The sequence below is a fragment of the Scandinavium tedordense genome, from assembly GCF_024764965.1.
GTDB classification, from domain to species: Bacteria; Pseudomonadota; Gammaproteobacteria; order Enterobacterales; family Enterobacteriaceae; genus Scandinavium; species Scandinavium tedordense.
Genome location: NZ_JALIGG010000057.1, coordinates 229,379 through 253,137, shown reverse-complemented (window position 1 = coordinate 253,137; position 23,759 = coordinate 229,379). Strand labels below are relative to the sequence as shown.

Annotated in this window: 20 protein-coding genes; 12 read left to right on the top strand and 8 right to left on the bottom strand. The window is 56.6% G+C overall.

Features of this window, described 5'->3' with window-relative positions:
• Positions 1–11: 11 nt before the first annotated feature.
• The 6 genes from pagP to MUU46_RS17055 form a co-directional block, all read right to left on the bottom strand.
• Positions 12–563, bottom strand: a complete 552-nt coding sequence (gene pagP / locus MUU46_RS17080; protein ID WP_159755255.1) for a lipid IV(A) palmitoyltransferase PagP — start codon at positions 561–563, stop codon at positions 12–14.
• Positions 564–737: 174 nt separating this feature from the next.
• Complete coding sequence (locus tag MUU46_RS17075; RefSeq protein WP_258966146.1) at positions 738–3,854, bottom strand: efflux RND transporter permease subunit; 3,117 nt, start codon at positions 3,852–3,854, stop codon at positions 738–740.
• Positions 3,851–5,086, bottom strand: coding sequence for an efflux RND transporter periplasmic adaptor subunit (locus MUU46_RS17070; RefSeq protein WP_258966145.1), 1,236 nt, complete (start codon positions 5,084–5,086; stop codon positions 3,851–3,853). Before MUU46_RS17070 ends, MUU46_RS17075 begins: the two co-directional genes overlap by 4 nt.
• Positions 5,083–6,339 carry a TolC family protein gene (locus MUU46_RS17065; protein ID WP_258966144.1) on the bottom strand — a complete coding sequence of 419 codons (1,257 nt, stop codon included), beginning with the start codon at positions 6,337–6,339 and terminating at the stop codon, positions 5,083–5,085. Before MUU46_RS17065 ends, MUU46_RS17070 begins: the two co-directional genes overlap by 4 nt.
• A gap of 13 nt (positions 6,340–6,352) precedes the next feature.
• Positions 6,353–6,682 (bottom strand): copper-binding protein, encoded by a 330-nt coding sequence (locus tag MUU46_RS17060; RefSeq protein ID WP_258966143.1) that lies wholly within the window; start codon positions 6,680–6,682, stop codon positions 6,353–6,355.
• 56 nt (positions 6,683–6,738) lie between these two features.
• The gene (locus MUU46_RS17055) at positions 6,739–7,134 is read right to left on the bottom strand and encodes a DUF2946 domain-containing protein (RefSeq protein WP_309582944.1); all 396 of its coding nucleotides are present in this window, start codon (positions 7,132–7,134) and stop codon (positions 6,739–6,741) included.
• 330 nt (positions 7,135–7,464) lie between these two features.
• Between MUU46_RS17055 and dcuC the strand changes: the two genes are divergently transcribed.
• From dcuC to ptsP, 12 genes are all read left to right on the top strand, one after another.
• Positions 7,465–8,844, top strand: coding sequence for an anaerobic C4-dicarboxylate transporter DcuC (dcuC, locus tag MUU46_RS17050; protein ID WP_258966142.1), 1,380 nt, complete (start codon positions 7,465–7,467; stop codon positions 8,842–8,844).
• 261 nt (positions 8,845–9,105) lie between these two features.
• The gene (gene citC / locus MUU46_RS17045; RefSeq protein ID WP_258966141.1) at positions 9,106–10,173 is read left to right on the top strand and encodes a [citrate (pro-3S)-lyase] ligase; all 1,068 of its coding nucleotides are present in this window, start codon (positions 9,106–9,108) and stop codon (positions 10,171–10,173) included.
• Positions 10,170–10,466: a citrate lyase acyl carrier protein gene (citD, locus tag MUU46_RS17040; RefSeq protein ID WP_159754499.1), complete on the top strand. Its 297-nt coding sequence runs from the start codon at positions 10,170–10,172 to the stop codon at positions 10,464–10,466. The genes citC and citD overlap by 4 nt, the downstream gene beginning before the upstream one ends.
• Positions 10,463–11,371 carry an aldolase/citrate lyase family protein gene (locus tag MUU46_RS17035; protein WP_258966140.1) on the top strand — a complete coding sequence of 303 codons (909 nt, stop codon included), beginning with the start codon at positions 10,463–10,465 and terminating at the stop codon, positions 11,369–11,371. The genes citD and MUU46_RS17035 overlap by 4 nt, the downstream gene beginning before the upstream one ends.
• Before the next feature lie 9 nt (positions 11,372–11,380).
• The gene (gene citF / locus MUU46_RS17030) at positions 11,381–12,808 is read left to right on the top strand and encodes a citrate lyase subunit alpha (RefSeq protein WP_258966139.1); all 1,428 of its coding nucleotides are present in this window, start codon (positions 11,381–11,383) and stop codon (positions 12,806–12,808) included.
• A 47-nt stretch (positions 12,809–12,855) separates the two neighbouring features.
• Positions 12,856–14,319 carry an anion permease gene (locus MUU46_RS17025; RefSeq protein ID WP_159754508.1) on the top strand — a complete coding sequence of 488 codons (1,464 nt, stop codon included), beginning with the start codon at positions 12,856–12,858 and terminating at the stop codon, positions 14,317–14,319.
• Positions 14,320–14,432: 113 nt separating this feature from the next.
• Complete coding sequence (gene rna / locus MUU46_RS17020) at positions 14,433–15,239, top strand: ribonuclease I (RefSeq protein WP_258966138.1); 807 nt, start codon at positions 14,433–14,435, stop codon at positions 15,237–15,239.
• A 241-nt stretch (positions 15,240–15,480) separates the two neighbouring features.
• Complete coding sequence (locus MUU46_RS17015) at positions 15,481–15,807, top strand: PTS fructose transporter subunit IIB (RefSeq protein WP_110512408.1); 327 nt, start codon at positions 15,481–15,483, stop codon at positions 15,805–15,807.
• Between the two features lie 24 nt (positions 15,808–15,831).
• A complete protein-coding gene (locus tag MUU46_RS17010) occupies positions 15,832–17,082 on the top strand; it encodes a PTS fructose transporter subunit IIC (protein WP_159754514.1) in 1,251 nt (416 codons plus the stop codon).
• Between the two features lie 13 nt (positions 17,083–17,095).
• Entirely contained in the window at positions 17,096–18,181 is a 1,086-nt protein-coding gene (gene ypdF, locus MUU46_RS17005) for an aminopeptidase (protein ID WP_258966137.1), read from the top strand.
• On the top strand, positions 18,181–19,221 hold the full coding sequence (gene ypdE, locus MUU46_RS17000) for an aminopeptidase (protein WP_159754520.1): 1,041 nt from the start codon (positions 18,181–18,183) through the stop codon (positions 19,219–19,221). Before ypdF ends, ypdE begins: the two co-directional genes overlap by 1 nt.
• A 22-nt stretch (positions 19,222–19,243) precedes the next feature.
• Positions 19,244–21,739: a phosphoenolpyruvate--protein phosphotransferase gene (ptsP, locus tag MUU46_RS16995; RefSeq protein WP_258966136.1), complete on the top strand. Its 2,496-nt coding sequence runs from the start codon at positions 19,244–19,246 to the stop codon at positions 21,737–21,739.
• Between the two features lie 6 nt (positions 21,740–21,745).
• On the opposite strand, the gene MUU46_RS16990 is transcribed toward ptsP, so the two are convergent.
• On the bottom strand, positions 21,746–22,600 hold the full coding sequence (locus MUU46_RS16990) for a helix-turn-helix transcriptional regulator (protein ID WP_258966135.1): 855 nt from the start codon (positions 22,598–22,600) through the stop codon (positions 21,746–21,748).
• A gap of 88 nt (positions 22,601–22,688) precedes the next feature.
• Positions 22,689–23,519: an alpha/beta fold hydrolase gene (locus MUU46_RS16985; protein ID WP_258966134.1), complete on the bottom strand. Its 831-nt coding sequence runs from the start codon at positions 23,517–23,519 to the stop codon at positions 22,689–22,691.
• Between the last annotated feature and the right edge of the window lie 240 nt (positions 23,520–23,759).

The following is a 23,759-nucleotide window of genomic DNA, read 5'->3' as shown; positions in this document are numbered from 1 at the left end:
TCTTTTGTACACTAAAACTGGAAACGCATCCACGCAAAATAGACGTTCCCATTGTTATAAGTCCCTGGAATGTAAGTCATCTGGAACGTAACCGGACCATAACCGACAGAAGCCAGCGGCAGCACCACCGGAATGGGAATATAGTTCCAGTTGTCACGCGCGGTGGCCCCAACGGTGTAGCCAAGCCCTAAATGGAAGTTATCATCCGATAACGGACGCCAGGTTTTCTCCCAGCCATAACCGCCAATCGGTTCCCATTTGTTGAACGAGTCCTTAAAGGCCATCAGATACAGGCCGTGCCAGTTGCCTTTATCATCCCACCGCGACTGACCAAAACCTGCGCCCCACGGACGCTCGTTATACGTGTCCGTCTTCTCTTTGTCATAGGCAAAACGCGCATGCCAGGTAACAGAGGGAACGTACAGATCGTAATGTTCAGGTGACGCCCAGGTTTGCGCAATATTATCCCCGAGTGTTGAAAAAGCCTCACTGACCGTTGAAGTCATATTTGCCTTTGCGCAAGAGGAAAATAACACTTGAGTGGTTAATACCCCTGCAAGCATTAGGAGTTTAATGATTTTCGCCACGAAAATAACCACTTGTCGTTCATAGCTGTACAGAGTAACAAGCGTAAAATTAATAAAACCTTAACAGGAGCGGAATCGTCCTTTATGACAACGAAAATTCAGCGCCGGATAGGCGCTGAATATATTTTTTCAAGACAAAAACAACTAAGATTACTCTCGTTTATCGCGGTGCAATAATTTATAAACCGCCGGAATAACCAACATCGACAGTAGCGGCGCGGTAATCATTCCTCCAATCATCGGCGCGGCAATACGACTCATGACTTCAGACCCGGTTCCACTTCCCCACATGATAGGCAGTAGTCCCGCCATAATGGTTGCAACGGTCATTACCTTCGGGCGAACGCGGAGCACTGCGCCTTCATGAATAGCCCGCAGCAGCGAACCGTTATCCATTTCATCGACATGGCCTCGATATTTGGTTAATGCGGTGTTGAGATACAGCACCATAATAACGCCAAACTCTGCGGCCACACCTGCCAGGGCAATAAACCCGACGGCACTCGCCACCGATAAATTATATCCCAGCAGCCACAGCAACCAGACGCCACCAATCAGCGAAAACGGTAACGTCCCCATGATCAATAACACGTCGGAAATACGACGAAAAGTCAGCCACAGCAGCACAAAAATAATCATCAGCGTCACCGGTAAAACTATTTCCAGTTTGGCTATTGCGCGCTCAAGATATTCAAATTGCCCGGACCAGGCGAGTGAAACACCCTGAGGCAGTTTTACCTGCCGGGCAACCCGCTGCTGCATCTCCTCAACGGCAGATTTAAGGTCACGCCCGCGCAGGTCGACATAAATCCAGTTCGACAGCCGCGCGTTTTCACTCTTAAGCATCGGCGGACCTTCGCTGATGCTGACCTCCGCCAGCTCCCCGAGCGTCACCTGGCTGCCGTTAGCCGTCACCACCGGAAGCTGGCGCAGCTTTTCCACGTTGTCACGCAAATCCCGCGGATAGCGAACGTTAATCGGGAAGCGCTCCCGCCCTTCAAGGGTCTGCCCGACGTTTTCCCCACCGACCAGCGTGCTGACTAACGACTGCAACTCCTGCACCGATACCCCATAACGTGCAGCCTGCTGACGGTTAATCGCGATATCGACATAGCGCCCGCCAGAAAGCCGCTCCGCCAGCGCCGAGGTCACGCCCGGCACGTTTTTCACCACCTGTTCAATCTCACGCGCCACCCGCTCAATATCAGCCAGATTGTTGCCGTTCACCTTGATGCCCACCGGGCTTTTAATCCCGGTCGCCAGCATATCCAGTCGATTGCGAATGGGTGGCACCCACACGTTGGCAATTCCCGGCACCTGCACCGTTTTATCCAGCTCTTCGATGAGCTTCGCGGTGGTCATGCCCGGTCGCCACTGGCCACGCGGTTTAAAATGGATGGTGGTTTCCAGCATCGTTAGCGGCGCGGGATCGGTCGCGGTGTCCGCCCTGCCCGCTTTGCCGAACACGCTTTCGACTTCAGGCACCGTTTTGATCAGGCGATCGGTCTGTTGCAGTAATCGACTGGCCTCGCGCACCGAAATGCCCGGCAGCGTGGACGGCATATACAGCAGGTCGCCTTCGTCGAGCGGTGGCATAAACTCGCTGCCCAGTCGACTCAGCGGCCACAGGGTCAGCGCCAGCAGCGCCACTGCCAGCATCAGCGTGGTTTTCGGTCTGGCCAGCACCTTATCCAACAGCGGCTCGTAGGCGCGGATCAGCCATCGATTAATCGGGTTGGCATTTTCATCCGGGATCTTCCCGCGGATAAAATAGCCCATCAGCACCGGGATCAGGGTGATCCCAAGCCCAGCAGCCATCGCCATTGACCAGGTTTTGGTGAACGCCAGCGGGGAAAACATCCGTCCTTCCTGAGCCTGCAGCGAAAATACCGGGATGAACGACAGCGTAATGATGAGCAGACTGCAGAACAGTGCGGGCCCGACTTCCACCGCCGCCTTCTCCGCAAGATGCCAGTAATCCGGCTGTTTACCCGGATTATCGTGTCGCCACTGTTCCAGCACTTTGTGCATATTCTCGATCATCACAATCGCCGCATCAACCATCGCGCCGATGGCGATCGCAATCCCTCCGAGCGACATAATGTTGGCGTTGATCCCCTGATAATGCATAACGATAAACGCGCCGAGAATGCCCAACGGCAATGACACAATCGCCACCAGCGCCGAGCGGAAATGGAACAGGAACAGCGTGCAGACCAGCGCCACCACGATAAACTCCTCAATGAGTTTATGGGTCAGCGTGTCGATGGCGTTTTCGATAAGTCCCGAACGGTCGTACACCGGCACAATTTCCACACCGTCCGGCAGCGTTTTTTGCAGGCTGGCAAGTTTGGCTTTCACCGCGTGCAGCGTGTCGAGCGCGTTCTTACCGTAGCGCATCACGATGATGCCGCCCGCCACTTCGCCTTCGCCGTTCAGTTCTGCCACACCGCGCCGGATTTCTGGCCCAATTTGCACCGTCGCCACATCTGACAGCATCACCGGCACGCCTTCACGGCTGGTAATCACCACATGGCGAAAATCGTCGAGCTCTTTCAGGTAGCCAGTGGTACGCACCATATATTCGGCTTCGCCCATTTCAACGACAGCACCGCCGCTCTCCTGGTTCGCCGCTTTTAGCGCCACCACCAGTTGCTGATGGGTCACGTTGAGCGCTCGCAGCCGGTCAGGATTGACCACCACCTGATACTGACGCACCATGCCGCCGACGCTGGCGACTTCGGATACATTCGGCACCGTTTTCAGTTCGTACTTCAGCGTCCAGTCCTGAAGCGCGCGCAGGTCCGCGAGGCTGTGTTTGCCGCTCTTATCAACCAACGCATATTCATAAATCCAGCCCACGCCGGTGGCATCCGGCCCCAGTTCTGCCTTCACGCCCTCTGGCAGTTGTGACTGGATCTGACTTAAATATTCCAGTACCCGTGAACGCGCCCAATACAGATCGGTGCCGTCTTCAAACAACACGTACACGTAGGCGTCACCAAACATCGAAAAGCCGCGCACGGTTTTTGCGCCCGGTACCGATAGCATGGTCGTCGTCAACGGCCAGGTGACCTGATCCTCAATCACCTGAGGCGCTTTTCCCGGGTAGCTGGCGCGCACAATAACCTGTACGTCCGAAAGGTCAGGCAAGGCATCGAGCGGCGCGCGCTGCACCGACCACACGCCCCAGACCGCCATGCCAATCGCCGCCATAATCACCAGCAGACGGTTGCGTAAAGCACCACGAATAACAGCTGCAATCATTGTCCTGCCTCCACGCTGTGATGGGCGTGCTCATCGGCAGGCGCAGTCGGAAGCGCGCTGCGCAGGCTGGCTTCTGAATCAATCAGGAATTGACCGGAAGTCACCACCCGATCGCCTGCTTTCAGACCGCGGCGGATTTCGGTCCAGCCATCGGCACTCAGGCCCGGCGTGACGTTCACCGCCTGGAAATGCCCTTCTCCAGTGGCAACAATCACTCGATTACTGCTGCCGGTGGCGATCAGTGCCTCTTCCGGAACTGCCAGCAACGGCGCGGAAGCTCGTTTCTGCGCCAGCGCAACGCGCAGATACATTCCCGGCTTCAGCTTCTGCTGCGGGTTATCCAACACGATGCGCGCTTTCAGGGTACGGGTCGTGGTTTCCAGCTGTGGGAGCAACTCGCTAACGCGGCCGTGGAAAACGTCGCCAGGCCAGCTGTCGGACGAGGCGGTCACATCGCTGCCGACCGCCAGCGAGGCGGCCTGACTTTGCGGGTAATCCACTACCAGCCACACCGGATCGAGACTCGCTAATTCAAACAGCGGCGCAGTGGCAGTCACCTGCGCGCCTTCACGGGTATCAAGTTTCGCCACGTAGCTTGCCTTTTCGGCGTGTAATGTGAGCCGCGTTTGCGGCTGCCCGCTGCGTTCAACCTGGCGCACGACAGACTCTGGCATAAACTGCAGCGCCAGCCGTTCGCGAGCCGCACGCGTCAGGGCCGCATCGCCCAACTGGCGCACCGCCAGATACTCCTGCTGCGCAGTGGTCCACGTCGGGATCCACAATCGCGCCAGCGGTTCACCGGCCTTCACCCACTGCTGCGGGGCGCGAACGAATAGCTTTTCAACCACGCCATTGGCGGGTGATGGAATAGTTTGCAGGCTGCGTTCGTCGGTGGTGACCGTCGCCCACGCCTGAAACGCCGGTGCCAGGCTGCGCATCTGTGCGGTTTGTATCACCATGCCCAGATTCTGCTGCTGTTGTGGGCTGATGCTCACCCCGGTTTGCGTCTGGCCTTCATCGGCATAGCGCGGCACCAGCTGCATATCCATAAACGGGGATTTTCCCGGTTTATCAAAACGTTGCCCTGGCACCATAGGGTCATACCAGTAGAGCACTTTGCGCGCCGCTTTTGCGGTGTCGACAGGTTGAGTCGATCCATGCGAACCGGCGTAATAACCACTTGTCGCCGCCAGAATGGCAACGGCCAGCGTCGTCAGAATAATTTTTTTCACTGAGCAGTCTCCTGGGGGATCAGGAAGTGGATCGCGGCCCAGCTACGGGCCACGGTTTTTGCCGCAAGATTTGCGGCAAGCGTGGTATCGAGCAGATCACGACGGGCAGCCAGCAGCGCGGTCAGGTCCGATTGGCCGGCACGATACTGGGCATTCAGCAGTTTCACCCGCTGTTGCTGCAACGGCAGAACGTCGTCGCGCTGGCGTAACCACAGGGTTTGCGCCGCCTGATATTCGGCAATCAGCGTGCTGAGCTGGGCCGCATGGGCACGGGTGGTCAGCGCCAGTTGGTCGTTCGCCTGTAGGGTGCGCGAGACGTCGGCCGCGTGGTCTTTGTCCTGACGTTTTGACTGGAACAGCGGCAAATCGACGGTAAACATCACCCCGGCCATGTCGTCGTAATCCTCAGAGCGGTGCGCGTAATAGACCTCCACATCCACATCCGGGATCGCCGCAATCGCTGATTCCGAGGAACGCGCTTTAGCGGTATTCGCCTGCCGCGCCGCCGCAATCACTTCCGGATGCAGGGCGATCCCTTCATTCAGACTGGCTTCATCGGCGGGAAGCCGCTGCCACGCGGGCATTGGCCCGCTGACGCCGCTCACCTGTTCGCCGGTTAGCTGCAATAATCGCGCCTGCGCCAGACGCACATCACGTTCCGCGACGGTCACTTTGTCGCGCATCGCAATCAGGCCAACCCGCAGCGTCAGCACGCTGTCAGCCGTCGACGACCCCGCCCCTACGCTGGATTTCTGCACACTCAGCTGGCGCTCAGTTTCGTTAACCAGCCTGCGGGCCGCTTTCAGCGCCTGTTCGGAGAGCGTCAAGTCCAGCCACGCCTGTGCGGTGTCGCGCTGGAGATTAGCCAGCAAGGTTTGCGCCTGGGCATTCACACTTTGCGACTGCGCCTGTAGCGTTTGCGCTTTGCGGTCGCGTTTCTCTTCGCTGACGTAGCGCTGCATGATGCCTATCTTCTGCATGGTCATGCCTTCCCGGGTAAATCGGGCATCGTTATTGCCCTGCACCGGAACGTTTTCAATACCAAATTTCAGCTTCGGATCAGGCAATTCGCGGGCCGAATCGGCCATCGATTCGAGCGCTTTGGCCTCATTACGACTGGCCGAAAGCTCGGCGGAATAATTGCGTGCGGCGGTCAGGGTCTGGGCGAGCGTCCACGTTTCTGCATAAGCAGACGCGTGAACGAGCGCGAACAGCACCCCGCCGAGCCACAGGCTCAACGTTGGTTTGTTCATGGATTTCCCCGGCTTAGTGACGAACGGTCAGCGCGATAATTTCGTAGCGGCCATCAAGTAAACTGACGTCGAAATCCACCGGGTCATTGACGCTGAGCGCTGGCAGCTCAAGATTTTTCGCCAACGCAAACGGCATGGTCATGGGCGGCCATTGCAGTTCGGGCACCGCGTCATGGGACAGCGTCAGGGCATGAGGGGAAATGGATTTGATAACGCCTTTCACGTGATACACCGGGGCCGGGACGGCCTGGTTAACAGCGAAAACGGAATCAGCGGCCTGCGCCGGGGAAGAGACGAAGACGAGCAGCGCGCCTAACAGCGCAGTAGAAAGCGGAAATTTCATGGTGTTCTCCAGATAATCGTTAATAAGTTGAAAATTAAGCGAGTTATCGGGAGTGTTTATTCTCTGAACCGGCAAAAACGGATCGTTGCCGGGGGGCCTGCGGCGGGCGGAGTGAGAGTCCAGTCAGAGCGGGAGACTGACGGGCACGGGGTTTCGATGACCGCCAGGGCGACGGTGGTCGGCAGCGCGATGACGGGCGGATGATCGCCGGTTTTTTGGACGTTGTCCGGCACGCAGTGTTTTTCGCACAGCGGCGTTTTCATCATCACCGACGACATGCTCTGATGCTCCACATGTTGGAGCATCGCGCTGTCACCCAGCGGATTCAGGTCACACTGATGAGAGGCCAGCGCCAGCTGGCTTTGCAGAACAAGCACGCCAAACGCCACCAGCAGCATCGCAAGATGCCGCCGGAAGAAACGCAGGCGATAAGTCCATTGAGCGTTCATCATCAGTGCCGAAGAGAAAAAGTGGCCTGAGTATACCCAGCAGAAAATTATCATCGATAGCGATTTTTAAACTTTTTACACTTCGGGCTGAAGCTGCTGATTTTGATTAACTTTTTTGCTTCATTTTCGTATCAACAGAACACAAACATTCATCAAATAAATATATATAATGTGATAGCCGATTTGGTTTGGCTTCAAGGAAGACCATGGTTGTCGGTTTATTGATTTTCGTCAGTAAGTTTTGACCGTTAATTGGGCACATTTTCAGACTTCTTTTTTTGAAAACATTTTTGACAGAATTTTCTTTGGGCATCAGGAAGACAGGAATCCATCATGCTAACGTTGTTTGAGCTCCTTATCGGAGTGGTCGTCATTGCGGGTGTCGCTCGCTATATCATTAAAGGCTATTCCGCAACGGGCGTGCTGTTTGTCGGCGGCCTGGCTCTGTTAATTGCCAGCGCCCTGATGGGCCATAAAATCCTGCCGGCCAGCGCCAGCAGCACCGGCTACTCCGCCACCGATATTGTCGAATATATAAAAATCCTGCTGATGAGCCGCGGTGGCGACCTCGGCATGATGATTATGATGCTGTGCGGTTTTGCAGCCTATATGACCCACATCGGTGCCAACGACATGGTGGTGAAACTCACCTCCAAGCCGCTGCGCTACATTAACTCGCCGTACATCCTGATGATTGCCGCTTATTTCGTGGCATGTCTGATGTCGCTGGCGGTTTCTTCTGCCACCGGCCTCGGCGTACTGCTGATGGGTACGCTGTTCCCGGTGATGGTGAACGTCGGTATCAGTCGCGGCGCGGCGGCGGCTATCTGCGCCTCACCGGCAGCAATCATTCTTTCACCCACCTCCGGTGACGTGGTGCTGGCTGCAAAAGCGGCCGAAATGCCGCTGATCGACTTTGCCTTCAAAACGACCCTGCCGATTTCGATTGCGGCGATTGTCTGTATGGCCGTGGCGCATTTCTTCTGGCAGCGCTATCTCGATAAGAAAGAGAACATTTCCCACGAGATGCTCGACGTCAGCGAAATCACCACCAATGCGCCATCGTTCTACGCCATTTTGCCATTCACTCCGATTATCGGCGTGCTGATTTTTGACGGCAAATGGGGCCCGGAGCTGCACATCATCACCATTCTGGTTATCTGTATGCTGCTGGCCGCGATCCTTGAATTCTTCCGCGGCTTTAACACTCAGAAAGTCTTCTCCGGACTGGAAGTGGCCTATCGCGGGATGGCCGACGCCTTTGCAGGCGTGGTCATGCTGCTGGTCGCGGCAGGCGTCTTTGCTCAGGGTCTTAGCACCATCGGCTTTATCGACAGCCTGATTTCCATCGCCACCTCGTTCGGCTCTGCCAGTATCATTCTGATGCTGGTCCTGGTGATCCTGACGATGCTAGCGGCGATGACGACCGGTTCCGGGAATGCACCGTTCTACGCCTTCGTCGAAATGATCCCGAAACTGGCGCACAGCTCCGGCATCAACCCGGCATACCTGTCGATTCCAATGCTGCAAGCCTCCAACCTCGGCCGTACCATTTCACCGGTATCCGGAGTGGTTGTCGCGGTTTCCGGGATGGCAAAAATTTCGCCGTTTGAAGTGGTGAAACGCACCTCCGTGCCTGTGCTGGTCGGTCTGGTGGTGGTGATTATTGCCACCGAACTGATGGTCGCTTCTGCGAGCGTCGTCGCAGGCTAATTCCGCGCGTGAACGTATTATCAGGGGAAGCCACGGCTTCCCTTTTTTATTTCGCTTCCCGACGCCCAATTGTAACCAGCTTGTTTATTTTATTTTTCCTTGATGTAAACAAAATAATTATTTCTGTCGCGTATTTCCGCAAATTAATTAAACCCATTAAAACCACAAAACCGTTTGTGAATCAGTTCATATCTCCCGTCGTCATTCCTCTTTACGATCCTTTCTAAATCTGAGAAACGTCAGCAGAGACAGGATCGACCTATGTTCAGCAATACCGTATTCACCCGGGTCAGGCGTGCGGAGAATAATAAAGTCGCCGTTATCACCCAATTTCTCCATGATAATTCGCTGAACATCGATACCACGGTTGAAATATTTATCACCGCCACCCGCAACGGCACAATGATTGCCTGCGGTGGGCTCGCCGGAAATATTATTAAATGCGTGGCTATCTGTGAATCAGTGCGGGGCGAAGGTCTGGCGCTGACATTAGCCACAGAACTTATACAACTCGCCTATGAATTAAATCGCCCGCATCTTTTCCTTTATACAAAAATAGAAAACGAAGCCTTGTTTTCCCAGTGCGGATTTTACCCCCTGACCCGCGTGCCAGGCCTGATGGTGCTAATGGAAAATAGTGCCACTCGTATTAGCCGTTATGCCCAGGAACTTTCACCCTTCCGTCGTTCGGGAAATAATATTGGCAGCATCGTAATGAACGCCAATCCTTTTACCAACGGGCATCGTTATCTGGTGGAAAAAGCAGCCGCGCAGTGCGACTGGCTGCATCTATTTCTGGTCAAAGAAGACACCTCGCGCTTTCCCTATGCCGACCGACTGGCATTAGTGCGGGCCGGAACGCGGGATATTCCCCGCCTGACGGTGCATCAGGGCTCGGACTACATCATCTCCAGGGCGACGTTCCCGTGCTATTTCATCAAAGAGCAGGCGGTGATTAACCACTGCTACACCGAAATCGACCTCAAAATTTTCCGCCAGCATCTGGCGCCGGCGCTCGGCATTACGCATCGCTTTGTTGGCACCGAACCCTTCTGCCAGGTCACCGCACAGTACAACTGCGATATGCGCCACTGGCTGCAAACCCCGGAACTGGCCGCTCCGCCCATTGAACTGGTGGAAATCGAACGGCTGCGCTACGGCGATGAGCCGATCTCCGCCTCGCGGGTGCGCAAACTGTTAGTCAAAAAAGAATTTGACGCCATCGCCCCGCTGGTGCCCGCCGACACGCTGGCCTGGCTGCGGGCGTTCTCCGCCCCGCGCCCGACCGCCTCACAGAATCTTCCCGAACTGGTTACAGGTGAAAAATGAAAATAACCCAACCCGCCGTTGCAGGCACGCTGGAGTCGGGCGATGTGATGATCCGCATCGCGCCGCTTGAGTCACAGGACATCGACCTGCAAATCCACAGCAGCGTAGAGAAGCAGTTTGGCGACGCCATTCGCGCCACGGTGCTGGAAACGCTGGCGCGCTACAGCGTGCGCGGCGTACAGCTGACTCTCGACGACAAAGGCGCACTGGACTGCGTGATCCGCGCCCGACTGGAAACGGTGTTAGTGCGCGCCAGTGACGTCACCGCCCTGCCCTGGGAGCGTGCCCAATGATGACCCTCTCCTTGAGCCAACGAAAACAGCGCACCCGCCGCAGCATGCTGTTCGTGCCTGGCGCTAACGCCGCCATGGTCAGCAACGCATTTATCTATCCGGCTGACGCACTGATGTTTGACCTGGAAGACTCCGTCGCCCTGCGCGAAAAAGATGCCGCGCGCCGCCTGGTATTTCACGCCTTGCAGCACCCGCTATATCAGGAGGTTGAAACTATCGTGCGCGTGAACGCACTCGATTCAGAATACGGCTTGCAGGATTTGAATGCGGTCGTGCGTGGCGGGGCGGATATCGTGCGCTTACCGAAAACCGACACCCCGCAGGATGTGCTGGATATTGAAGCGGAAATTCTGCGCATTGAGTGTGAATGCGGGCGCGAACCGGGCAGCACCGGTCTTTTGGCCGCCATCGAGTCGCCCCTGGGAATAACTCAGGCCACCGCCATCGCTTTCTCCTCTCCGCGACTGATCGGCATTGCGCTGGGTGCCGAAGACTACGTGCGCAATCTGCGAACCGAACGTTCAGCGGAAGGAACTGAACTGCTGTTTGCTCGCTGTGCCATTTTGCAGGCCGCGCGCGCCGCCGGTATTCAGGCGTTCGATACCGTTTATTCCGATGCCAATAACGACGCCGGATTCCTGCACGAAGCCGCTCACATCAAACAGCTCGGCTTCGATGGCAAATCGTTAATCAACCCGCGCCAGATTGATCTGTTGCACAACCTGTTCGCGCCGACGCAGCAGGAAGTGGATCACGCCCGCCTGGTTATCGACGCCGCTGAAGCCTCCGCCCGGGAAGGTCGCGGCGTAGTGTCGCTGAACGGGAAAATGGTCGACCAGCCGATTATCGAGCGTGCCCGCGTGGTGCTCTCGCGCGTCGCCCTTTCCGGCCTTCGAGAAGAATAAGGAATACTCATGACTGAAATCACACAGCCGAAACTTTGCGCCTCGCTGGAAGAGGCCATTCGCCGCAGCGGCCTGCGTGACGGCATGACCGTCTCGTTTCACCACGCCTTTCGCGGCGGGGATCTCACCGTCAATCAGGTAATGGACGCCATCGCCCGGCTCGGGATTAAAAACCTGACGCTGGCTTCCAGTTCGCTCAGCGACTGCCATGCGCCGCTGGTGGAACACATTCGTCACGGCATCGTTTCGAAAATCTACACCTCTGGCCTGCGGGGTCCCTTGGCCGACGCTATTTCCCACGGGCTGCTCGATGAACCGGTGCAGATCCACTCCCACGGCGGGCGCGTGCAGCTGGTTCAAAGCGGAGAACTGCACATCGACGTGGCGTTTCTCGGCGTACCCGCTTGCGATGATTTTGGTAACGCCAACGGCACCAGCGGCCCCGCCAACTGTGGCTCGCTGGGCTACGCCAAAGTCGATGCCGCCCACGCTGATTGCGTGGTTCTGCTGACCGAAGCACTGCGGCCATATCCCCACTATCCGGCGAGCATTTCCCAGGACGAAGTGAATTTGATCGTGCAGGTCGAACGCGTGGGGGATGCGGAAAAAATCGGTGCCGGTGCGACCCGCCTGACGACTAACCCACGCGAGCTGCTAATTGCCCGCCGCGCCGCCGACGTCATTGCTGAATCCGGTTATTTCAAGGACGGTTTCTCCCTGCAAACCGGCACCGGTGGAGCATCTTTAGCGGTCACGCGTTTCCTGCACGACAAAATGCGCCGCCAGAACGTGCACGCTTCGTTCGCGCTGGGTGGTATCACCGCCTCGATTGTCGACCTGCACGAAAAAGGCTTCATCACCACGCTGCTCGACGTGCAAAGCTTTGACCGCACCGCCGCAGATTCACTGGCCCGTAATCCCGGTCATCGCGAAATCAGCGCCAACCAGTATGCCAATGGCGATTCGAAAGGCGCGTCGGTCAACCGGCTCGACGTGGTGGTGCTGAGCGCGCTGGAAATCGACACGCAGTTTAACGTCAACGTGCTGACCGGCTCCGACGGCGTTCTGCGCGGCGCGTCCGGCGGACATTGCGATACCGCCGCCGGTGCTGCGCTGGCGATTATCGTCGCCCCACTGGTACGCGGGCGCATTCCAACTCTGGTCGACAAGGTCATCACTTGCGTCACACCGGGTTCCAGCGTGGACATTCTGGTGACCGACCACGGCATCGCCGTGAATCCAGCACGACCTGAACTTACTGAGCGCCTGTTTACTGCGGGCATTCCCATTGTGCCCATCGCCAAGCTTCGACAGCGCGCCCGGCTGCTCACCGGCGATCCACGCCCCATAGAAGTGACCGACAAGGTGGTGGCCGTGGTTCGCTATCGCGACGGATCTGTTATCGACAATGTGCTTCAGGTGAAGGAATCAACCTGAGGTTCGGCGTCGCCCTTACATAAAAAATGCTTACCGGAGAATCGGTTATGTCGATTACAAAAGATAAGATATGGAAGTTAATTGCGCCGCTGCTCGTGATGCTGGTGCTGTTCTTAATACCGGTTCCCGACGGGATGCCGCCGCAGGCGTGGCACTATTTCGCGGTGTTTGTGGCGATGATTGTCGGCATGATCCTCGAACCCATTCCGGCAACTGCCATCAGCTTTATCGCTGTCACCCTTTGCGTTATCGGCAATCAGTTTTTGCTGTTTGACGCCTCGGAACTGGCCAACCCCGATTTTGAAGCCAGCTCGCAGGCATTGAAATGGGGGCTGGCGGGCTTCTCCAGCACCACCGTCTGGTTGGTGTTCGGGGCGTTCATTTTTGCACTGGGTTATGAAGTCACCGGGCTGGGACGTCGTATCGCGCTGTTTATGGTCAAGTTTATGGGCAAACGAACCCTGACACTCGGCTATGCGATCGTTATCATCGATATTCTTCTGGCCCCGTTTACGCCGTCGAATACCGCCCGCACCGGCGGCACCGTTTTCCCGGTGATTAAAAACCTGCCGCCGCTGTTCCAGTCATTCCCCAACGATAAATCGTCGCGGCGCATCGGCGGGTATCTGATGTGGATGATGGTTATCAGTACCAGCCTGAGTTCCTCGATGTTCGTGACCGGCGCGGCACCCAACGTGCTAGGGCTGGAATTCGTCAACAAAATCGCCGGAGTGAACATCAGCTGGCTGCAATGGTTTCTGAGCTTTTTACCGGTAGGGCTGATTCTGCTGGTGGTGGCGCCGTGGCTGTCGTATGTGCTGTATAAACCGGAAGTGACGCACAGCGAGGAAGTCTCGGGCTGGGCGGCCAACGCGCTGCGTGAAATGGGCGCCCTGACCCGCAAAGAGAAAACCCTGATTGGCCTGGTGATCCTGAGTCTGGGGCTGTGGGTGTTTGGCGGGGAATACATTGAAGCCACCGCCGTTGGCCTGCTGGCGGTGTCGCTGATGTTGGCGCTACACGTGGTGCCGTGGAAAGAGGTCACCAAATACACCGGGGCGTGGAACACGCTGGTGAACCTTTCGACGCTGGTGGTCATGGCCAACGGCCTGACCCGTTCCGGTTTCATCAAATGGTTTGCCGATACCATGAGCATTCATCTGGAAGGGTTCTCGCCGAACGCCACAGTCGTGGTGCTGGTGCTGGTGTTCTATTTTGCACACTACCTGTTTGCCAGCCTCTCAGCGCATACCGCCACCATGCTGCCAGTGATTCTGGCCATCGGGAAAGGCATTCCGGGCGTACCGATGGAACATCTGTGCATTCTGCTGGTGCTGTCGATTGGTATCATGGGCTGCCTGACGCCGTACGCCACCGGACCCGGCGTCATCATCTACGGCTGCGGCTACGTAAAGTCGAAAGATTACTGGCGGCTGGGGGCGATTTTCGGGGTAATTTATATCTCCATGCTCCTGTTGGTTGGCTGGCCGATCCTCGCCATGTGGAGCTAAATGATTTTTCAGTGCTCACAGTCGCTATCACAATGCCAGTCAATTAAACCTGATTGGCATTTTTATGATTAAATAGAAGGTATTCGGCGTTTCAATTACCCACGGACCCTCCTATGAAAAGCTTATGGAAAATGCTGCCCATGCTGGCTGCGATCAGCCTCCCTGTGCTGGCCGCAGACAGCATGCCGTTACAACCTGCAAAGTACCCTGATTTCGACAGCTATGTGCTGGCGCTCTCCTGGCAAACCGGCTTTTGCCAGAGCATGCAGGATAATCACCGTAACGAACCGAGCGAATGCCGGACCCAGAAAGAAGTGGCCGATAAAACAAATTATCTGACGGTGCACGGCCTGTGGCCGAGCCTGCCTAAATCCATCGCCGCCCGTGGCGTGGACAATCGTCGCTGGATGCGTTTCGGCTGTGCGACGCGCCCGGAGCCGAACATGCCCGAAGTCCGTGGTAACCGGAAATGCTCGGCGGCAGAAACGGGCCTCTCGCTGGAAATGGCCAACAAGCTGAACAATGTGATGCCAGGCAGCGGCGGCGGCTCGTGTCTGGAACGCTATGAATACGCCAAGCACGGCGTCTGCTTTGGCTTCGATCCGGATGCCTATTTCGGCACCATGGTGCGCCTGAATGGCGAGATCAAGCAGGGCGCTTTAGGCTCTTTCCTCGCGCAACACTACGGCAAAACCGTCAGCCGGAGTGACTTCAACGCCGCCGTGGCCAAAAGCTATGGCAAAGAAGGTGTGAAAGCGTTCAAGCTAACCTGCAACGGCAAACCGGCCTACCTGACCGAAATGCAGATTGCTATCAAATCCAGCGCCATCAATGCACCGCTGTCAGAAGGCTCGCTGCTGCCACAGCCGCATCCGGGCAACTGCGGTTCTCAGTTCGTGATTGATAAAGCCGGAAACTAACCTCGACGCCGGGCATTGCATGTTTGCCCGGCTCGCTTCACCACCCGTACTCTCCCCTTCTCCTTTTAGCTTTCAGCACGTTAATCCTTCGTCTTATTCCATCGATTTTGCTTATAAGCGGACACGCATCACATTTCCCCGCTCGCGCATCAAAAATCCAGAAAATGCATTATTTGTCTGGTAACGGAACCCAGAAGGCTCTGAGCATAATCAGTTCCGACTTTAATAAATGGAGTTCACCATGGCGAAGAAACTGATTGCACTTTGTGCCTGTCCGATGGGACTGGCCCACACCTTTATGGCGGCGCAGGCGCTGGAAGATGCCGCAACCGAAGCCGGTTACGAGGTCAAGATTGAAACCCAGGGGGCCGATGGCATCCAGAACCGGCTGACGGCGCAGGATATCGCCACCGCCGATATCATCATTCACGCCATCGCTATTACCCCGGAAGACAACGAGCGCTTTGAAACGCGCGACGTATATGAGATTTCCCTCCAGGACGCCATTAAAAATGCCGCGGGCACCCTGAAAGAAATCGAAGAGCTGATAGCCGCCGAGCAACAATAATCCTCAACAGCAAGGGTGTGTGAAATGGCAATAAAAAAACGCAGCGCCATTCGTCCTGTCTCGTCTGACGGCGAGACCATTGCACTGGCAACAACGCCCGTAGAATCGGGCTCTTCCTTCTGGAAAGAACTCCCTCAGCATATTATGTCGGGCATTTCCCGCATGGTGCCGACGCTTATCATGGGCGGGGTTATTCTCGCCATTTCGCAGCTGATTGCTTACGTCTGGCTGGAAATTCCGCCGGACACCGGGATTATGGACGCGCTGAATTCCGGCAAATTCACCGGGTTTAATCTGTCGGTGCTGAAGTTCGGTTACCTGACGGAATCGTTCGGCGGGCTGCTGTTCAGCTTCGCCATCCCGATGTTTTCCGCCTTTGTGGCGAACTCCATCGGCGGCAAGCTGGCGTTTCCGGCGGGCTTTATCGGTGGACTGGTTGCCACTCAGCCGACGCTGGTGCTGAATTTCGACCCGGAAAAACTGAGCTGGCTGGCCAGCAAACCGGTGCCATCGACCTTTATCGGCGCACTGATTATCGCTATCGCCGCCGGGTATCTGGTGAAATGGTTGAACGCCCGAATCGCCGTGCCGCAGTATCTGCTGGCGTTCAAAAGTACCTTCTTAATTCCAATCCTCTCCGCGCTGTTCGTGATGCTGGCGATGTATTACGTCATCACCCCGATTGGTGGCTGGCTGAACGGCGGTATGCGTACGCTGCTGCTGGCGGCAGGTCAGGCTGGCTCAATGATGTACGCCATCGGCATGGCGGCGGCCACGGCCATTGACCTCGGCGGTCCGATTAATAAAGCGGCCGGATTTGTGGCGCTCGGTTTCACCACCGACCACGTGCTGCCGATCACCTCCCGCGCGGTGGCGATTGTGATCCCGCCGATTGGTCTGGGCCTTGCCACGTTGATTGACCGCCGTCTGACCGGCAAACGCCTGTTCAGCCCGCAGCTTTATCCGCAGGGTAAAACCGCGATGTTCCTCGCTTTTATGGGCATCAGTGAAGGTGCAATTCCGTTCCTGCTGGAAAACCCAATCGCCACCCTGCCCGCCTATATGACTGGAGCCATCGCAGGTGCAATGACTGCTTCGGCGCTCGGCGCGGTGCAATGGTTCCCGGAATCAGCCATCTGGGCGTGGCCGCTGGTGACCAACCTCAGTGCCTATATGCTGAGTATTGCGGTCGGCGCGGTGATCACCGCCTTGCTGGTGGTACTTATCCGCAACAGCCTGCACAAACGTGGCAAGCTGGCCATCGACGCGATGTAAGAGGAAAACGGATATGGCTTTACTGTCGGCGATACGTGACTGGATGACACATCAACGGATAGACGCGTTGCTCCTCTCGTCACGCCAAAACAAGCTCGCGCATCTGGGCTTTTCGAGCGGTTCGGGCTACGTGCTGGTGACCCGGCGACACGCGCACATTTTGGTGGATTTTCGCTACTACAGCGACGTCGTCACCCGCACTCACGGCTACCAACTACACCGGCTGGAAAGCGGTCGCCCGATGAGCGCCATCGTCAATCAAATTGCGGAAGAAGAAGGGTTGCAGCGCATCGGTTTTGAAGGTGAACAGGTCAGTTGGCAAACGGCGAGCGAATGGCATGATTCGCTGGGCACGACGCTGGTTAGTGTGTCGCCTGATACGCTGCGGCAGGTAAAAACCGCTGAGGAAATCGCAACGATTCGCGAGGCCTGTCGCATTGCAGACGCCACTGCCAGCCATATCCGTCGTTTTATCCAGCCCGGTATGCGGGAACGCGAAGTCGCCGCCGAGCTGGAATGGTTTATGAAACAACAAGGGGCGGAGAAACCCTCGTTCGATACTATCGTTGCCAGTGGCCCTCGCGGCGCGCTTCCTCACGGCAAAGCGTCCGAGAAAATCATCGTGGCCGGCGAACTGGTGACGCTCGATTTTGGCGCCCAATACCAGGGATATTGTTCCGACATGACCCGCACCTTTCTGGTCGCGGGCCGTTATTTCAACGTGGAAACGTCACCGCTGTACGCGGTGTACCAGACGGTGCTTGAGGCGCAACTGGCGGCCATTGCCGCCGTGCGTCCGGGTGTCGCGTGTCAGACCGTCGACGCCACCGCCCGGGAACACATTACCCAAGCAGGCTACGGGCCGAAATTTGGTCACAACACCGGACACGCAATCGGCATTGACGTGCATGAAAATCCACGCTTTTCGCCGACCGACACCACCCTGCTGCGCCCCGGAATGCTGCTCACCATTGAACCGGGCATTTACCTGGAAGGCGAAGGCGGCGTACGCATTGAAGACGTAGTGCTGGTCACCGAGGACGGTGCGGAAGTGCTGTATCACACCCCGAAAACGCTGCTAATGACAGGAGAAGCGTAATGGATTTCGCGTTACTGAAAGCGCTAAGTGAAGCCGATGCCATCGCCGCTTCCGAACAGGAAGTCCGACAAATTCTGCTGCGCGAAGCTGACGCATTGGGTAAAGAAGTGCAGTTTGACGGACTCGGTTCAGTGCTTATCCGCCTGAACGAAAGCCACGGCCCGAAGGTCATGGTCTGCGCGCACATGGATGAAGTGGGCTTTATGGTGCGCAGCATTTCATCGACCGGCGCTATCGACGTTATCCCCATTGGCAATGTGCGCATGACCGCGCGTGAACTGCAGCCGGTAAGGATAACCACCCGCAGCGGCGGCAAAATCAACGGGCTACTGGATGGCGAGCGTTACGGAAACGATGTGGCAAAACTGCGCGTCGATATAGGGGCCTGCAGCGCAGACGAAGTGGTCGAAGCAGGCGTGGAACCTGGCGATCGCGTCACATTCGCCACACCGTTTAGCGAATTGCCGCACAACCGCGTAATGGGCAAAGCCTTCGACGATCGCCTCGGCTGTTATCTGTTGATTACGCTGCTGCGCGAGTTACATTCCACGCCGCTGAATGCCGAAGTGTGGCTGGTCGCAAGCTCAAGCGAAGAGGTTGGCCTGCGTGGCGGGCAAACCGCCACCCGCAAACTTCAACCCGATCTTGCGCTGATACTCGACACCGCCTGCTGGGCGAAAAACTTTGATTACGGCAGCGACAACCATCGCCAGATTGGCGAAGGCCCGATGCTGGTGATGTACGATAAAACGCTGATTGCGCCACCGAAACTCACCGGCTGGGTAGAAGACACGGCTGCGCAGCAGGCCATTTCCCTGCAACGGGATATGTTCAGCAACGGCGGTACCGACGGCGGCGCGGTGCATCTTTGCGGCAACGGCATTCCAACGGTGGTGCTCGGCCCGCCAACCCGCCACGGCCACTGCGCCGCCTCCATTGCCGACGCCGGAGACATTGACCTCACCCACCAGCTGCTGGTGGCGCTGCTTCACGATATCAACGCCAAAACCGTTTCTCGTCTGATGGATTTCAGATGCTGATTTTGCGCTTACAGGAACCGCTATGCTGACTCTCGATTTTCTCTGTCCGTTGCCCAACGGCCTGCATGCTCGCCCGGCCTGGGCGCTGAAGGAACAATGTAGTGCATGGCAAAGCGATATTCGCTTTATCAACCACCGTCTGAGCACTCACGCCGACGGCAAAAGCTCACTGGCGCTGGTCAGCACCGGCACATTATTCAACGACAGCTGCTCACTGGAAATCAGCGGCAGCGATGAAGAACCGGCCCGCCGTGCGCTGGAAATTTATCTCGAACAGCACTTTATCGACAGCGATAGCGTGCTGCCCGCCGTGGCCTCGCCTACAGCGCACCCGCTACCGCGTTCGCTTTCGCGCCTGAATCCACGTTTACTGACCGGCAACGTACTTGCAAGCGGCATCGGATTTGGGGAAATCAACCTCTGGCGCAGTGACAGCCTCGATGGCTACCGCGCTATTGCGGCAAGCCCGGAAGACATGACCCGACTGGAGCACAGCCTGGCGGAACTCGCCGACAGCCTGAACCAGCAACTGCGGGTGCTCGGCGGCGAAAGCAAAACTATTCTCAGCGCCCATTTATCGCTGATTCAGGATGAAGAGTTTGCCAGCAATATCCGCCGTATTATGCGTGACAATAAGCAGGGCCTGGCGGCGGCGATTATCGATAACATGGACGCTATTTGCGACAAACTACTGGCATCGAGCAGCGATTATCTGCGTGAGCGCGCCAGTGACATTCGCGATATCAGCGAGCGCTTACTGCACATCACCTGGCCGCAACAGCGCAATCAGGACGTACTGCACCTGACCCAGCCGACCATTCTGGTGGCGGAAGATTTAACGCCCAGTCAGTTTCTCGGCCTTGACCTGACGCAGCTCAAAGGAATGGTGCTGGAGAAAACCGGTCGCACCTCGCACACATTGATCCTTGCCCGCGCCTCGTCCATCCCGGTACTCAACGGCTTTAGCATGGCGGAACTCAGCGGGCTTGAGCATCGCCAGGCGGTGCTCGACGGACAGTGTGGTGTGCTGGTTCCGGAACCGGACGACGCGGTAATGGGCTATTACTCCCTCGCACAGGAACTCGACGACAAACGCATGGCGCGCCAGACGCAGGACGCCGCGTTAACTGCGCTGTCACGCGATGGACAGCGCATCGAAGTGGCCGCCAACATTGGCAGCGCGCTGGAAGCGCCAGGCGCATTCAGTAACGGTGCGGAAGGCGTGGGCCTGTTTCGCAGTGAAATGCTGTACATGGACCGCCAAACCCCGCCGGATGAGCAGGAACAATTTGAGGCCTATCAGCAAGTGCTGCTGGCAGCGGGCGATAAACCGGTTATTTTCCGCACCATGGATATCGGCGGCGATAAGCCACTAAGCTATCTGAACATTCCGCATGAGGAAAACCCGTTCCTCGGCTACCGCGCGGTGCGGATTTACCCGGAATTTGCCGGGCTGATTCGTACCCAGTTGCGGGCTATTCTGCGGGCGGGCGCTTACGGAAACGCGCAGTTGATGATCCCGATGGTACACAGTCTCGACCAAATCCTGTGGATCAAAAGCCAACTGCAGCAGGTTAAAGCCGAACTTCAGGCGGAGGGATTGCGCTTTGCCGCCAGCCTGCCACTGGGGATCATGGTTGAGGTGCCGTCGGTGTGTTACATCATCGACCATTTCTGCGACGAGGTGGATTTCTTCAGCATCGGCTCCAACGATATGACGCAATATTTATACGCCGTGGATCGCAATAATCCCCGTGTGTCGACGCTGTACAACCCAATAACGCCGTCGTTCCTGCGGATGCTGCGCCAGATTGTCAGCGTCGCCCATCGACACGGAAAATGGGTTGGCATTTGCGGCGAGTTGGGCGGCGAAAGCCGTTATCTTCCGCTTTTGCTCGGGCTGGAACTGGATGAGCTGAGCATGAGCGGGCCGCGCATTCCAGGGGTGAAAAGCCTGCTGCGCCAGCTCGACAGCGCTGCCTGCCGCGAACTGGCCAACAAAGCCTGTGAATGTCGCAGCGCCGAGGACATTGAAGCTTTGCTACACGAATTCACACTGGAGGATGACGCACGTCCGCTGCTGGCACTGGAGAACATTCTGTTCACCGACCGTTCTTTGTGCAAAGAGCAGATTATCCAGCTGCTGTGCGGCAATCTGGCGATCAACGGACGCACCGAGCATCCGCTCGAGCTGGAAGAGGATATCTGGCAGCGCGAAGAAATCGTCACTACCGGCGTAGGGTTTGGTGTGGCGATCCCGCACACCAAGTCGGCATGGATCCGCCACTCCAGCATCAGCATCGCGCGGCTTCCGACGCTGACTGACTGGCAGTCGGATATGGGCGACGTTGAACTGGTGATTATGCTGACGCTTGGCGAGCATGAAGGCATTAACCATGTGAAAGTCTTTTCCCAGCTGGCGCGCAAGCTGGTCAACAAAACCTTCCGTCAGTCTTTGCTGGAAGCCACCGATGCGCAGGCAATTCTGACGCTATTGAGCGAAGAGCTGAGCCTGTAATCGCGCTTACTGGAAGCGTGCGCGGTACTCTCCCGGCGTCAGCCCAAACTGACGCCGGAACAATCGACTGAAATAGTCCCCATCCGGATAACCACAGCGCAGCGCCACATCGCCAATCGACAGCTGGTATTTCTGCAAAATCATTCGCGCTTTCGCCATTCTCACCCAGCGCAGATAATCGACAAAACTCATGGTGCCCTGCTGGCTAAACAGTCGCGACAAGTGATTTGGCGTGATATTGAAAAATGCCGCCACGTCTTCGCGCGTCAGGGGTCTGGCGTAGTTATCCTGGATCCAGTTGCAGATACTTTGATAGAGAAACTGCGTGCGTGACGGCACGGCATTCATTTCCGTGACCGTGCTTTTTCGACACAGATGTAAAAAGCTTAACATCAGCGGCTGGATAATTTGCTGCTCCAGCGGAGAACGGCTGAGCAACGTCAGCGCAGTCAGCATCGCCTCCCCTTCACCGTGCTGCTGATGCACAAACTCCACCTTACGCAGCGGCGCGGGCGTGTTGTCATTGCGGCTGTCGTAAAACGCCATCCCGGTCCACGCCGGGGCGAAAACCATACTTAGCACCATCGCCGAACGCCTAAAGATCGGCTGATTGGCGGCGCGCGGTGGAATGAACAACATTTCGCCCTGAGCCAGCGTATGCTGCGATTCATCCAGCGCATTGCCGTATTCTCCGCGCAGCACGATTTCAAGGCGCGGCATGTCCAGACACAACGCTCCTGCGGGCAGTGATTTCGCCGAACTGGCAAACCATATGCGGCCCAGACGCTGTGGATTGAGCACCAACCCACTGAGCAAATCAGCAAAGAAACGGCGGTCGGCTGGAAGGAGGGACACTGGCATCATCTGGCCCTGAAAAAGGGGAAAAGAAGAGTGTAACCCGATGGTGATAAATGTGAACGCCCGGCACGTCACGTACCGGGCTGAGTGATTACGATTTGAGGAACGTCAGCAAATTTTCGTTAATTTGCTGTTTATGGGTGGTGCAGATGCCATGAGAGCCGCCTTTGTAGACCTTAAGCTCAGCGTCCGGCAGAATTTCCGCCGCCACTTTGCCACAGGTTTCGAACGGCACAATCTGATCGTCATCACCGTGAATGACCAGCGTCGGGATGGTCATGCGCTTTAAATCTTCCCGCAGATCGGTTTCTGAAAACGCTTTAATGCAGTCATAAAGCCCTTTGATAGAGCCCTGTAACCCCTGCGCCGCAAAGCTCGCCCGCACCGCTTCCGAGACGCTTGCCCCTGAGCGGTTATAGCCATAAAACGCCATCGACAGCTCATGGAAGAATGCGCCGCGATCGTTCACGACGCCCTGACGGATACCGTCGAACACCTCAATGGGCACACCGTTGGGGTTAAAATCAGTTTTCACCATAATTGGCGTCACCGCGCTGATCAGCACCGCTTTTTCCACCCGCGCTGTACCGTGACGGCCAATGTAGCGCGCCACTTCGCCACCGCCGGTGGAATGCCCGACGTGTACGGCATTCTTCAAATTAAGATGGGCCGTGAGTTCCGCCAGATCGTCGGCATACTGATCCATGTTATTTCCGTCCCATGATTGCGAGGATCGCCCGTGACCGCGCCTGTCGTGGGCTATCACCCGGAAGCCTTTCTCGCCCAAAAAAAGCATCTGGTCTTCAAACGCATCCGCCGTCAGAGGCCAGCCGTGGCTGAATACCACGGGCTGCCCGCTCCCCCAATCTTTGAAATAGAGAGTGCTGCCATCTTTTAGGGTCAATTTGTCGTAACCACTCATGGGATCTCCTGCTTGCTGGTCATGCTGGCGCCGGATGGCGCAGCGGTGCTTAACAAGAATATGCCAGATTTGAAATCGATCACGTTTATCGAACAAATATTGTCCAAATCGATAATTCTTTCGGATATTTGAAGTGGCTCCCAAAGTGTTAATAAATGTGTCGAAGCATATTTACAACACCCGCTATGTTACCAGTATCATGTTACCGGTATCAGTGATAAACGCAGGGATTAAGCCAGA